We start from the raw sequence: 13,153 nt of genomic DNA, 5'->3' as shown, positions 1-13,153 counted from the left end.
GGCCCGCAGCTGGGATCTGAGGGTAAAGGTAGAATCATGACAGTGATTATTAGAAACGCCAGTGTATTGAATGAGGAAGGCTTGTTAGAGCGGAAACATATTGTACTTGAAGAAGGTGTTATCTCGACCATAATCGACGGAAATGAAGCTGCTCCAGAAGCGGGAGAGATCATTGATGCAGAAGGCAAGCTGCTCATTCCAGGACTCATTGATATGCATGTGCACTTACGCGAACCGGGATTTGAACACAAGGAAACCGTAGAAACCGGAAGTCGCTCGGCTGCCAAAGGCGGATTTACTACCATCGCTTGTATGCCTAATACCCGTCCGGTAACAGATACGCCGGAAATCGTAGAATTTGTGAAAGACAAAGCGCGTGAAGCAGGACTTGTTAAAGTACTTCCTTATGCAGCCATTACGAAAAACGAGCTCGGACGTGAGCTGACTGATTTTGCGGCGCTTAAAGAAGCTGGAGCTATCGGTTACACCGACGACGGCGTGGGCGTCCAAAGCGCTCAAATGATGAAAGATGCAATGAACATCGCAGCATCGCTCGATATGCCAGTCATTGCTCACTGCGAGGATAACTCACTGGTTGAAGGCTGCTGTGTAGCCGAAGGTGAGTTCGCAAGAAAGCATGGCCTCAAAGGAATTCCAAATGAGTCGGAAGCCATCCATGTTGGACGCGATATTTTGCTGGCTGAAGCGACAGGCGTTCATTACCATGTATGCCATGTAAGTACTGAACAATCGGTGCGATTGATTCGCCAAGCGAAAGAAATCGGCATTAAAGTTACTGCTGAGGTGTGTCCGCATCACTTGCTGCTCTCTGAAGAAGATATTCCCGGCCTAGATGCGAATTGGAAAATGAACCCGCCGCTACGTTCCCGCCGCGATGTTGAGGCGTGTATCGAAGGTTTGCTTGACGGCACACTAGATATGATCGTTACGGACCATGCGCCGCATAGTGAGGAAGAGAAGGCTAAAGGTATGCAACTTGCACCTTTTGGTATCGTAGGATTCGAAACAGCTTTCCCACTACTGTACACAGCGTTTGTAGCAACCGGAAAATGGGATTTATCCTTACTAGTACAAAGAATGACCGCTGACCCTGCACGGGTATTTAGACTGAACACCGGTGTGATGGATATCGGAGCTCCTGCAGATTTGACACTGATTGACCTGGAGCAAGAGAAAGAAGTAGACCCAGGATCTTTCGCAAGTAAAGGACGGAATACTCCTTTTGGTGGCTGGAAGCTTAAGGGCTGGCCAGTAATGACATGGGTAGACGGCAAAGCCGTATGGACTGAGAAAAACTAGCGGACCGGTGGGGCGGAGTTGCTGATCTTAATGGATGCAGCGATTGAATACACGTACACTCCGGAAGGCTTGTAAGGCATAAGCATTAGACTACAGAAACATGAAGGAGTGGAATGGAATGCAGGCGAGATTGCTGCTGCAAGACGGAACTTTATTTACAGGTACCGCATTTGGCGCTGAGGGCGAAAAGACAGGCGAGGTTGTTTTTAATACTGGAATTACAGGATATCAAGAGGTGCTGTCTGACCCTTCATATTGCGGACAAATCGTTACAATGACTTACCCATTGATCGGGAACTACGGGATTACTCGGGATGACTTTGAATCGGTTCGACCTTTCGTACACGGTTTTGTAGTGCGTCGTCATGAAGAAGTTCCTAGTAACTGGCGTGCTGAATATAGTGTGGACGACTTGCTGAAAGAATACGATATTCCTGGGATCAGCGAGATTGATACTCGGATGTTGACTCGGATTATTCGCCACTACGGAACAATGAAAGCAATCTTGACTACCTCTAACAAACGTGTAGAGGAACTGATGGAAATGATGGGAAATACTACGATTGAGGAATTGCGCAATCAGGTAGCTCGTACGTCAACTGCAAGTTCGTACAGCAGCCCAGGCAACAAAGAAAGAATTGTGCTTGTGGATTATGGTGCAAAAGCTGGTATCTTACGTGAACTTAACGACCGTGGTTGTGATGTTGTTGTTGTACCACATGATGTAAAAGCGGAAGAAGTTCGCCGTCTGAACCCAGATGGTATCCTACTGTCTAACGGCCCTGGGGACCCGAAAGATGTGCCTCATGCTGTCAAGACGATTTCCGAATTGCTTGGCGAATATCCGATCTTCGGTATCTGCCTAGGTCATCAGTTGTTTGCACTGGCTTGCGGAGCAGATACAGAGAAGCTGAAATTCGGTCACCGCGGTGGGAACCACCCTGTGAAGGAACTGGAAAGCGGACGCTGCTTCATCACTTCCCAGAACCATGGTTATACCGTCAATGAGGAATCTGTGAAGAACACTGAACTAGAAGTTACTCACATTAATAATAATGATAAGACTGTTGAAGGAATTAAACATACCCGTTACCCTGCATTTTCGGTGCAATATCATCCGGAAGCAGCGCCAGGACCACATGACAGCAGCTACTTATTTGATCGTTTCCTGCAAATGATTGCAGATCATAAAGCTAAGACACCTGTTGTTTCACGTCAAGCACAACTTGCGGCAAACGCCAGAATCACGGCGCCAAAAACTAACTTACAGCTTGAAGCCGTGAAAGGAGCTCTATAACATGCCAAAGAACGATAAGCTTAAAAAAATTCTAGTGATCGGTTCCGGACCGATCGTCATCGGTCAAGCCGCGGAGTTTGACTACGCAGGAACTCAGGCTTGCCAAGCCCTTAAAGAAGAAGGCGTGGAAGTCGTACTGATTAACAGCAATCCAGCAACAATTATGACAGATACAAATATCGCAGATAAAGTGTACATCGAGCCTATTACGCTTGAATTCGTAACTGCGATTATTCGCCAGGAGCGTCCGGATGGCTTGCTTCCAACGCTGGGCGGTCAAACCGGCCTGAACATGGCTGTAGAATTGGCTCGTGCAGGTGTACTTGAGCAAGAGAATGTTAAGCTTCTTGGTACACAGCTTGATTCCATCGAGAAAGCAGAAGATCGCGATTTGTTCCGTGATCTAATGCGTGAATTGGAACAGCCTGTACCGGATAGCACGATTATTACTACTGTAGATGAAGCAATGAAATTCGCTGAGGAAATTGGTTTCCCTCTGATTGTACGTCCAGCCTATACACTTGGCGGCACAGGCGGCGGGATCTGCGATAACGAAGAAGAACTGCGTGAAACCGTCAAAGCAGGTATTCGTTATAGCCCGATCGGACAATGTCTGGTTGAGAAGAGTATTGCCGGCATGAAGGAAGTTGAATATGAGGTTATGCGTGATGCTAATGACAACTGTATCGTTGTCTGCAACATGGAAAACTTTGATCCTGTAGGCGTACATACAGGTGACAGTATTGTTGTGGCACCTAGCCAGACGTTGTCAGATCGCGAATATCAAATGCTGCGTACAGCTTCGCTCAAAATCATCCGCGCCCTGAATATTGAGGGTGGATGTAACGTACAGTTCGCACTTGATCCACAAAGCTATCAATATTATGTAATCGAAGTAAACCCACGTGTCAGCCGTTCCTCGGCCTTGGCTTCCAAAGCAACTGGATATCCAATTGCCAAAATGGCTGCCAAAATCGCAATGGGTTACACGCTGGATGAAATCATCAATCCGGTTACCGGACAGACCTATGCATGCTTCGAGCCTACACTTGACTATATCGTAAGTAAAATTCCACGCTGGCCGTTCGACAAGTTCATTCACGCGAACCGTAAGCTGGGTACGCAAATGAAAGCGACAGGCGAAGTAATGGCGATCGGCCGTACTTTTGAAGAGTCGATTCATAAAGCGATTCGTTCCTTGGAAATTGGTGTACACCGTTTCCGTCTGCCAGGTGCAGAGACATTGGAAGAGAGCGTGCTACGTGAACGTCTTGCGAAGCCTGACGATGAGCGTCTGTTCCTGATTGCTGAAGCTTTCCGTCGTGGTTACGGGTTGCAAGAGATCCAGGATATTACGAACGTAGACTGGTGGTTCCTCTCCAAAATTGAAGGTTTGATTAACTTTGAAGATGTGATTCGCGGTGAAGAAACGTTGTCTGCGGAAACTCTATACCAAGCGAAACGCAAGGGCTTTACAGACCGTGCAATTGCTGAGATTCGTGCAGAAGGACAAGCGGACGGCAAGTTTACTAAAGAAGCTGATGTGCGCGCGCTACGTTTGGAGCAAGGCTTAACACCTGTGTTCAAAATGGTAGATACTTGTGCGGCTGAGTTCGAAGCTACTACACCTTACTACTACTCGACTTATGAGACTGAGAACGAAGTCATTCATTCTGACAAGCAAAAGGTTATTGTGCTGGGATCTGGTCCAATCCGGATCGGTCAAGGGATTGAGTTCGATTACTCTACAGTGCATGCAGTATGGGCTATTCAGAAGGCTGGATATGAAGCGGTTATCATCAATAATAACCCTGAGACGGTATCTACAGACTTCAATACTTCGGACCGGTTGTATTTTGAACCACTATTCTTCGAAGATGTTATGAACGTAATTGCACAAGAGAATCCGATTGGAGTTATCGTTCAATTCGGTGGTCAGACTGCGATTAACCTTGCGGCACCTCTAAGTGCTGCTGGTGTTAAGATTCTCGGAACTAGTCTTGACAGCATTGATGAAGCTGAGAACCGTAAGAAATTCGAAGCATTGCTGGCACGTCTTGATATCGCTCAACCGAAGGGTAAGACGGTTACAGACGTGGATCAAGCCGTAGAAACTGCACAATCCCTTGGATATCCGGTGCTGGTTCGTCCTTCCTACGTACTAGGCGGACGTGCAATGGAAATTGTATATAACGATACTGAACTGCTCAGCTACATGGTAGAAGCGGTGAAAGTGAATCCAGAGCATCCGGTATTGATTGACCGTTACATGTTAGGTAAAGAGGTTGAGGTAGACGCGATTTGTGACGGTGAGACAGTAGTTATTCCAGGTATCATGGAACATGTCGAGCGTGCAGGTGTTCACTCCGGTGACTCCATCGCTGTATATCCTCCGCAATATCTGGATGAAGGTCTGAAAGCGAAAATCGCCGAAATCACTATCAAGATCGCTAAGGAACTGAAGACGATTGGACTGGTTAACATCCAGTTTGTTATCTATCAGAACGAAGTGTACGTAATCGAAGTAAATCCGCGCTCCTCGCGTACGGTTCCTTTCCTGAGCAAGGTGACAGGAATCCCAATGGCGCATTTGGCAACCAAGATCATTCTCGGCAGCAAGCTGAAGGATGACGGTTATACAGAAGGTTTGTGGCCGGAAAGCGATTATGTATCGGTAAAAGTGCCGGTGTTCTCTTTTGCTAAACTGCGCAGAGTAGAACCTACACTCGGACCTGAAATGAAATCAACCGGTGAAGTTATGGGCCGTGATAAATTGTACGCCAAAGCTTTATACAAGGGTCTGATCGGAGCAGGGATGAAAATTCCAGCTACAGGCGCTATCATCGTTACGGTGGCAGATAAGGATAAAGCAGAAGCTGTAGAACTTATGAAAGGCTTCCACTCCATGGGTTACAAAATCATTGCTACTGGAGGCACGGCACAAGCGCTTGAAGAAGCAGGCCTCAACGTAATGAATGTGAATAAACTGGATGAAGGTGCGCCAAACATTCTCGACTTGATTCGTGGCGGGCAAGCCAACTTCGTCTTTAATACACTGACTAAAGGTAAAACACCAGAACGTGACGGATTCCGTATCCGCCGTGAAGCGGTTGAGAATGGCGTCGTATGTATGACTTCACTGGATACAGTAACTGCACTTCTCAGAATGCTGCAGACGATTAACTTCTCGTCACAGTCCATGCCTGCTTTTGTCGGACAATTGAACTAATCTCATAAAGATGCATAGGGCGGTTTGCGTTTACGCAGACCGTTCCGCTATGCCTAGGGTCTAATAAATAAAGGGTGTGGATGTAGTCTGCACTGGATAGGAGCATGGTTATGGGAGTTGGAGATGCAGAGTGGAAAGCAATGGCGAATCGACTGATGATCGCCTTGGATTATCCTGATGTGACTGGAGCAAGAGCCTTGATCGATAAGCTTGAAGGCATTCCTTGCTATATGAAGGTAGGCATGCAGTTGTTCTATGCGGCAGGACCTGAATTTATTCAAGAGCTGAAATCTCGTGGCTATTCTGTGTTCGTCGATGTGAAAATGCATGATATCCCTAACACGGTCAAAGGTGGCGCTCAAAGTCTTACTACTCTTGGCGCTGATATGTTTAACGTACATGCGGCAGGGGGCACAGCTATGATGGCGGCAGCACGTGAAGGAGCGGCTTCAGCAATCAGTGTTAATGCTACGCTTAAGATGCCTTTGATTATTGCAGTTACCCAGCTAACCAGTACGAGTCAAGAAGTGATGAATAATGAAATTGGGATCGCAGGTGAGGTAGCGGATACTGTGGTAAGATACGCTAAGCTGGCAGCCGATGCAGGTCTAGATGGTGTAGTGGCTTCGCCACAAGAATCTGCAGCTATCGCAGAAGCTTGCGGTCCAGCATTTTGCACGGTTACACCAGGTATTCGACCTGCAGGTGCTTCTCTGGACGATCAGTCCCGGGTTATGACACCTGGAAAAGCCATTCGTCAAGGTAGCCACTACCTTGTTGTAGGACGGCCGATTACAGCTTCACCAGATCCACGTCAAGCAGCACTAAACATTATTGAGGAGATGACCCTAGCATGAGCACATTAAATAGAAGCGAACAAGTAGCAAGTTATCTGTTGGAGATTGGAGCAGTAGCACTGCGTCCTCAGGAGCCTTTTACATGGACCTCTGGTATCAAATCGCCGATCTATTGCGACAACCGTCTGACTATGGCCTATCCAGAAGTTCGCAGCTATATTGCAGATGCCTTCGCTCAGCTTATTAAGAGCGAGTATCCAGACGCTGAAGTGATTGCAGGTACAGCAACCGCAGGTATTCCACACGCGGCTTGGGTAGCAGATAAACTTAATCTGCCAATGGCTTATATCCGTGATAAAGCTAAAGGCCACGGTAAACAGAATCAGATCGAAGGACTGATTAAGCCGGGACAAAAGGTAGTTGTTATTGAAGATTTGATCTCCACTGGCGGAAGCTCCATTAAAGCCGCTCAGGCCGTGCAAGAAGCAGGCGCAGAAGTATTAGCAGTACTTGCAATCTTCAGCTATGAGCTGGATCGTGCAGTGGATGCTTTTGCTGCAGCTGAAATGCCATTACAAAGCTTGTCCAATTACAGCACATTGATTGATGTGGCTCTTGCACAAGGCAAAATTGAATCGACAGACGTAGAAGTACTGAAGTCTTGGAGAAAAGATCCGTCATCGTTTGGTGTTTAATTTTTAAAAAAATTGAGTATAGTTTTGTTTTGGCGAGCCTCTCACTTTTTAGTGGGGGGCTTTTTTTAACTGCACAGATGCTCTGCATACCGTTGATCTATGTCACAGTAGCTCAATGCACAGTTGTTCTATGTCTTGACACTTATATCGCTCCTTCATCTCAGACACCAATAGTTGTACTTCGTGCACTTAAACTAACTTCCCTTAGTGGAACGGGCACTATAGTTGCACTTTATGCAATTATAATCAGCTAGTTATTCGCCGGAAGCTCTTAGTAACGTGTTTTAACTGCATAGAGTGCACTTAAAAGTAGAAACAGAACTTAATCACCACTAATAGATGCAGAAAGTGCAACTATCCAGTCGCAGAGGGTGGAATTGTGCAGGTAACGGCACCTTTTGAAACCTCCTAGTAACATTTTTATAGGAATAATATGAAGAAATCGTAGTATAACTTTAAACGACCTGTAACTTCCCCTCCGGATTAAAGCTTTATACTGTTACTAGCATTATGGATTATTTATCCATAAGTTGTAGAAGGATCAAGTATTTTATAGGAGGATACAATAATGAATCATATAAACAACAATAAACGACTGTGGCGCCGCTGGTTAAGCCTTGGAGTATGCGCTGCGCTGTTACTACCACTAATATCAGATGGGTGGAATACAGCTTGGGCTGAGCCTTCTAAGGCTTCAACGGAGCAGCGTGTATTGCGTATTGGGAGTCTATGGTCTGGGGAGGACGATTCTTTTTTTCGTCAACAGTTTACGGATATGTATGAATTGCAGCATCCAGAGATCAAGTTGGAGATTATACCGGCTATAGATACGAATGAGCTTCGGTACATTAATACCTCCCCAGACACAAGCTCTGATAATTTAGAAAATATCCGTGCGATTATGGGCGGGGATAAGCCTGTTGATGTGATTGTCGGTGATAGCGCATTAGTGAAGAGTTTGGTAGATCATAATCTTGTCCAATCGCTGGAGCCGCTTATAGCGCGTGATCAGTATGATTTAAGCAATATGGCGCCTACAACGCTGAATGGAGTTCGTGAGCTAGGAAGAGGAAGTCTTTTTGCGTTGGCGCCGACCTTCTCATCTAGTGCGCTTTTTTATAATAAGGGAATCTTTGATGCTGCTGGTGTCGGCTACCCAACGGACAAGATGACTTGGAATGAATTGTTTACGCTGGCAGATAAGGTGACGAAGAGATCAACAAATAAAGAAACTCAGATATATGGGTTCTCGATGAACCGTTACTTAAGTGATCCATTCTGGGATATGCAGAGCTATGTCGCACCGCTAGAACTTACAATGTACGATAATAAAGGTCAGCATATGACTGTAAATACTACACAGTGGCATCAGGCTTGGACTACTTACAGTCAGTTGGTTAAAAAGCAAATTGTACCTGGGTTAAATGGGTTGGATTTTGCAGGAACAGAAGGGGATAGCTATAGTCCAATCCAAGGGGATTTATTCCTCGCAGGAAAAGCGGCAATGGTCGTTGGGGAATACGGCTATCTCAATGATCTGGCGGTAGTGGAGCGTAATGCTGCTAAGATCAAGAATTACCATCCTTTCAAATGGGGTGTGGTTACTGTACCCACTTATCAAGAGAAGCCTGGTGTTGCCATTGGAACATGGCTTGGGAATATGATGGCTATTAGTTCTACGGCTACTAATAAAGAAGATGCTTGGGATTTGATTAAGTTCGTCAACAGTAATGAGGTTGCGAAAATTAAAGCCCATAACAAGAGTGAACTGACTTCCCGCAAGGATTATATTACCGCCCAGACCCCTTCTGTAAACTTGGAAGCTTTTTATACGCTCCGACCATTACCTGCAACGGATCCTTTATTGATTAGTTTACAGATGCAGAAGCCTGGGGTTAGCCGAATTAGTGATGTTGGACGTCAATTATTCATTGATGTTTATCAGGGTAAGAAAACCGTCGAGAATGCACTCAAAGCTTGGGAGAAGCAAGGGAATACCATGCTGGATACACTTGAAAAAGATCCTACGGTCTATTTCGACTCGATCGGTGAATGACTCTGGAATATGCCCTAAGCCACCAGTTTTCTGGTGGCTTATTTTGTGGAACTTGGGCATGATAAGTTCAGAGCGGTGTATCATAAATTTGCGAAAAGGAGAAGAGGGCATCATGAATTGGATATACTTCGCGAAACTGTTCAGGACCAGATTTCAAGCAGGTTGTTTGGCTAAAAGATTGGAGCAAGATGGCTGGATTTACGGTTATCATGACCCGCGTTTTGTAGAAATTTATCGATCCCGTAAGGGAAGGTACGGAGTTAGATTTCTGCCTTAAGAACTTTTATAAATTCTTCCTTGACGTAGACCCAATTTGTAATGTATATTATTTATTGTCGCTGTTTGAATATTTTTTCTGACGCGGGGTGGAGCAGCCCGGTAGCTCGTCGGGCTCATAACCCGAAGGCCGCAGGTTCAAATCCTGCCCCCGCAACCAATTTATTTACAACAGCAATTGTACATTCGGATATTTTTAGATCCGGGCCCTTAGCTCAGTTGGTTAGAGCGGTCGGCTCATAACCGATTGGTCGGGGGTTCGAGTCCCTCAGGGCCCACTTAGAGAAAACCCTTACTTTGTAAGGGTTTTTTGCTGTCTATAAATATAGAAATAGTCGACTTGTGCTGTTTCTTTTTAAAGTCGATGTCATACTAGCGAAGGTCAAGGATCACACCACGTCTCACTCCACTATAAAGTGCCAATGAAAACACAATCTGCTTTAGATCCAATCCTTTTTCAGCATCAGTCATTGCTTTGCTGCATGCATACCTCCTTAATGTGCAGTTAGGGTCTGAAATTAATTAAACGAATCACATCATAAAACAATGGATATAATCATAATAGAAAAAATATGAAGGATGATATTATGATTTATATCTATAATGACTATGGTGGGACACATACAACATCTTTAGCAGCAGCTTATCATTTGAAACAAATTACTCAGTCTGAGCGAAAATTAACTACAGAGGAAATATTGAATGTTAAATTTTTCAATAAGTTAACGAAAAATGATTCTGGTAAGATTATTTTTCACGGAATTGATGAAAATGGAGACTCTGTTTATACAATTGGTAGAAAGTCATCAAAACTTGTAGTCCCAGCCTTAAGAGACCTTAGTTTATTACTTGAAAGTAGACATCATTTTGAAGAAAAAATAATATTCTCTAATACTTCACCTACGGTGCCCATCCTGATGTCAATCGGAGGGTTCTTCTCAAGAGGATTATCAATTGATTTTATTGGTGTTCCTTTATTGGTAATGGGTGCTAAGCAATGTTGTGATAATATTTTTCGATTGGTTGAAAATACGAAACAAATAGGGAAGTCCTCCAATGAGGAACAAGTTATTATTTTAGCAAATGAAATCTATAAGTAATAATTTAAGGTAAATCCCAAATAGAAATCTGACATTGATTTGATGAAAGTGCTACGGAAAGTGTAAATGCGTAACTAGCTAGAATGTTGTAGAGTAGACGAATAAGAAATACAAGGAGCGTCCATGGTGGGCGTTCCTTTTTTGAGTCCCGATGTCATAGCAATATTGAACATGTAAAAGAGCCATCATAGGAGTAACCTACAACGGCTCTTTTACACTATGTACTCTCTCTAAAAACAATTCTTCAAAAAAGCTTTGTAAATTTTTTCGTCTATCTCTATTAAACTCTTCTTTCCATCCTTGAACTGAACTGCAATGATATGAACCCCTTTGCTCTTAGCTGAAAGGCCAGCAAGCAAACCAACCGGTCCGAGTAGAAATCCTCCCACTAATCCTCTTCCTACAGCACTCACAGCACTTTTGGAATGAGTTTCGTCCATTATCTCATAATCCTCTACAGTGTTTTTGTCTATTGTGATTGTTTTTAAAAAACCAGTTTGCAAATTTACAATTCCAAGAGTAGACATTATTACTTTACCTTCATAGTCACCAGCTATAACTTTATTTTTTGCACCCATCTAATCACTCCTTCTTAAACACATATATTAATCGACAAAATCATTCTACTACACGAAAACTTTTGGCGATATATGGATTTTTATTTAGAATCTGATATTCTGGCATGGTGCAATGCAAACCATATAACCAATACAAAAAGGACGCTGTCGCAAAGCCATGAAATGGTTTGGAAGCAGTGCCCTTTTTGCGTATCCAGCTAGACTTCTCTAATGGGTATAGCGCCCGTAACGTTGTCGTAATCGTTGTCTCGATCGCTGTATGCTGGGTTTCCGACCAACATCCCTATAGTTTCATACTATCCCAGAGCTTCTGGAATGCCTCAGATTCGACTTCGAAGAATACCGGTGCCTGACCGTAACGTACAAGTCCTTGACCGAACAGCGTCAGCTCTACCCGGGCGTTGTCTTCCAACTGTAGATAGATGATCTTACGCTCTTCGCTGTCGTAGATGCCTTGCTCGATAAGTGGCTCTGCTGCCAGTGGTTTAGCCGCGTTGAGTGCCGTCAGGAAGCCGCTAAACGCCTCGTCGACAGCAAGCGGTGTGTACTTCTGTAGTCCATTGTTCCAGCTGTCGAAGCTTTCCCACTGAGCTGAAGTAATTCTGCCCTCAAGATTTAGCTTGCCGAACAGATCAGTACCGCTGTTTACGGTGATGCCGTTCGTATGTTCATACAGTTCGGCGAATACCTCGCCGTTGATTTCCGAATAGGACATAATCAGGAAATTGGAATCATATCCCTTCACAGAATAGATATCCGTCTCTCCGATGTTAGAAGCTAGCTCAATATATTTGTCTTTACCGCTCCATTCATCGATGCCACCTGTAGTCCGTCCCAGCTTGTCATCGCGCAGAGCGGCAGCGTCGGAGGCGTCGATGCGAGTTGCAGACTGTGTATAAATATTATCTTTATACACGACTAGAGCGATCATATCTGCCTTAACGCCAGACTTGGTATCCGGCAGTTCCAGCTTGGGGATGATAATGCTTCTGGACGTATCTGTGCTAGGATTGCCTGCATCACCTGGGCCCGGAGTTACTTGAGCAATCTGTCCTTGGGTGCTCTGACCGTTCAACTGCTGCCATATATTCGGTGCAGCCAAGCCGATTCCGGCAGCAAGCACGATACTTGCCGCGATATAAACCGTTTTGCGTGGACGTTTCCGCTCCTGCTGGTGCACCAGTTTGTCGATCAATTTTTTTTTCATCTCTTCACCTGGTTTCATAGAATCCACCGCTTTCGTATATAATGTTCGAAACTGATCTTCCTTCATTGTGATTCCGCTCCTTCCAGTTCTAGTTTTAGCAGTTGCCGTCCCCGCTGAAGTCTCATCTTCACGGCAGACTGACTAATCTGCAGAATCTTGCTGATTTCCTGGATGGGATAATCCTCGTAATAGTAAAGATGGATTACAGTTTTATACTTCATGGGCATCGCCATAACTAATTGCAATAGAGCCAATTCTTCGGGGTTGTCTATCGCAATCGGCTCAGCGCTTTCCAGCTTAACCTCACGCTTTCGCCAGCCTCTACCCAGTAATGTTTTACAATGATTGGTGATTACGCGGATCAGCCATGCTTTCTGATGTTCAGCATCTTTGAACTTTGGCGCCTTTTCTATCAGTTTGATGAAGGTCTCCTGAGTAGCTTCTTCGGCATCTTGGCGGCTGCCTAGATGGACCAAGGCGATTCGGAACAGCATATCTGCGTAGATTTCGTAACTCTTTATCACATGATTTCCCGGCCGGGTCATGGATCGCTGCATGATTCTATGCCCCCTTTACCTATAACACCATTTAGGACGGC

The 13,153-nt window shown here is 44.9% G+C and carries 11 protein-coding genes and 2 tRNA genes; 10 read left to right on the top strand and 3 right to left on the bottom strand.

Annotated features, from left to right (window positions below):
* Positions 1 to 36: 36 nt before the first annotated feature.
* The 10 genes from NST74_RS22105 (at position 37) to NST74_RS22060 (ending at position 10,770) form a co-directional block, all read left to right on the top strand.
* Positions 37 to 1,320, top strand: coding sequence for a dihydroorotase (locus NST74_RS22105; RefSeq protein ID WP_341114462.1), 1,284 nt, complete (start codon positions 37 to 39; stop codon positions 1,318 to 1,320).
* Positions 1,321 to 1,438: 118 nt separating this feature from the next.
* Entirely contained in the window at positions 1,439 to 2,617 is a 1,179-nt protein-coding gene (carA, locus tag NST74_RS22100) for a glutamine-hydrolyzing carbamoyl-phosphate synthase small subunit (RefSeq protein WP_042130198.1), read from the top strand.
* A 1-nt stretch (position 2,618) separates the two neighbouring features.
* On the top strand, positions 2,619 to 5,846 hold the full coding sequence (gene carB, locus NST74_RS22095) for a carbamoyl-phosphate synthase large subunit (protein ID WP_042130197.1): 3,228 nt from the start codon (positions 2,619 to 2,621) through the stop codon (positions 5,844 to 5,846).
* A 110-nt stretch (positions 5,847 to 5,956) separates the two neighbouring features.
* On the top strand, positions 5,957 to 6,703 hold the full coding sequence (pyrF, locus tag NST74_RS22090; protein ID WP_341114460.1) for an orotidine-5'-phosphate decarboxylase: 747 nt from the start codon (positions 5,957 to 5,959) through the stop codon (positions 6,701 to 6,703).
* On the top strand, positions 6,700 to 7,338 hold the full coding sequence (gene pyrE / locus NST74_RS22085; RefSeq protein WP_341114458.1) for an orotate phosphoribosyltransferase: 639 nt from the start codon (positions 6,700 to 6,702) through the stop codon (positions 7,336 to 7,338). The genes pyrF and pyrE overlap by 4 nt, the downstream gene beginning before the upstream one ends.
* 568 nt (positions 7,339 to 7,906) lie before the next feature.
* Positions 7,907 to 9,394: an ABC transporter substrate-binding protein gene (locus NST74_RS22080; RefSeq protein ID WP_341114457.1), complete on the top strand. Its 1,488-nt coding sequence runs from the start codon at positions 7,907 to 7,909 to the stop codon at positions 9,392 to 9,394.
* 112 nt (positions 9,395 to 9,506) lie between these two features.
* Positions 9,507 to 9,671: a hypothetical protein gene (locus NST74_RS22075; protein ID WP_019909365.1), complete on the top strand. Its 165-nt coding sequence runs from the start codon at positions 9,507 to 9,509 to the stop codon at positions 9,669 to 9,671.
* An 82-nt stretch (positions 9,672 to 9,753) separates the two neighbouring features.
* Positions 9,754 to 9,830 (top strand) — tRNA-Met (locus NST74_RS22070).
* A 44-nt stretch (positions 9,831 to 9,874) separates the two neighbouring features.
* Positions 9,875 to 9,948 (top strand) — tRNA-Ile (locus tag NST74_RS22065).
* Positions 9,949 to 10,257: 309 nt separating this feature from the next.
* A complete protein-coding gene (locus NST74_RS22060; RefSeq protein ID WP_341115953.1) occupies positions 10,258 to 10,770 on the top strand; it encodes a DUF3189 family protein in 513 nt (170 codons plus the stop codon).
* Positions 10,771 to 11,000: 230 nt separating this feature from the next.
* Here the strand turns inward: NST74_RS22060 and NST74_RS22055 are convergent, their stop codons facing one another.
* From NST74_RS22055 to NST74_RS22045, 3 genes are all read right to left on the bottom strand, one after another.
* The gene (locus NST74_RS22055) at positions 11,001 to 11,348 is read right to left on the bottom strand and encodes a hypothetical protein (RefSeq protein WP_341114456.1); all 348 of its coding nucleotides are present in this window, start codon (positions 11,346 to 11,348) and stop codon (positions 11,001 to 11,003) included.
* A gap of 283 nt (positions 11,349 to 11,631) precedes the next feature.
* Positions 11,632 to 12,621 carry a hypothetical protein gene (locus tag NST74_RS22050; protein ID WP_341114455.1) on the bottom strand — a complete coding sequence of 330 codons (990 nt, stop codon included), beginning with the start codon at positions 12,619 to 12,621 and terminating at the stop codon, positions 11,632 to 11,634.
* Positions 12,618 to 13,112 carry an RNA polymerase sigma factor gene (locus tag NST74_RS22045; RefSeq protein WP_339287637.1) on the bottom strand — a complete coding sequence of 165 codons (495 nt, stop codon included), beginning with the start codon at positions 13,110 to 13,112 and terminating at the stop codon, positions 12,618 to 12,620. The genes NST74_RS22050 and NST74_RS22045 overlap by 4 nt, the downstream gene beginning before the upstream one ends.
* Positions 13,113 to 13,153 lie beyond the last annotated feature (41 nt).

Source organism: Paenibacillus sp. FSL F4-0125 (assembly GCF_038008565.1).
Taxonomy (GTDB): Bacteria; Bacillota; Bacilli; order Paenibacillales; family Paenibacillaceae; genus Paenibacillus_AQ.
This window is presented reverse-complemented; position numbering and strand designations above follow the sequence as displayed.

Excerpts from the sequence above, each read along its gene's own strand:
- NST74_RS22050 (WP_341114455.1), bottom strand. The coding sequence starts at position 12,621 with ATGAAGGAAGATCAGTTTCGAACATTATATACGAAAGCGGTGGATTCT.
- pyrE (WP_341114458.1), top strand. The coding sequence starts at position 6,700 with ATGAGCACATTAAATAGAAGCGAACAAGTAGCAAGTTATCTGTTGGAG.
- NST74_RS22075 (WP_019909365.1), top strand. The coding sequence starts at position 9,507 with ATGAATTGGATATACTTCGCGAAACTGTTCAGGACCAGATTTCAAGCA.
- NST74_RS22105 (WP_341114462.1), top strand. The coding sequence starts at position 37 with ATGACAGTGATTATTAGAAACGCCAGTGTATTGAATGAGGAAGGCTTG.
- NST74_RS22055 (WP_341114456.1), bottom strand. The coding sequence starts at position 11,348 with ATGGGTGCAAAAAATAAAGTTATAGCTGGTGACTATGAAGGTAAAGTA.
- pyrF (WP_341114460.1), top strand. The coding sequence starts at position 5,957 with ATGGGAGTTGGAGATGCAGAGTGGAAAGCAATGGCGAATCGACTGATG.
- NST74_RS22045 (WP_339287637.1), bottom strand. The coding sequence starts at position 13,112 with ATGCAGCGATCCATGACCCGGCCGGGAAATCATGTGATAAAGAGTTAC.
- NST74_RS22080 (WP_341114457.1), top strand. The coding sequence starts at position 7,907 with ATGAATCATATAAACAACAATAAACGACTGTGGCGCCGCTGGTTAAGC.
- carB (WP_042130197.1), top strand. The coding sequence starts at position 2,619 with ATGCCAAAGAACGATAAGCTTAAAAAAATTCTAGTGATCGGTTCCGGA.
- carA (WP_042130198.1), top strand. The coding sequence starts at position 1,439 with ATGCAGGCGAGATTGCTGCTGCAAGACGGAACTTTATTTACAGGTACC.
- NST74_RS22060 (WP_341115953.1), top strand. The coding sequence starts at position 10,258 with ATGATTTATATCTATAATGACTATGGTGGGACACATACAACATCTTTA.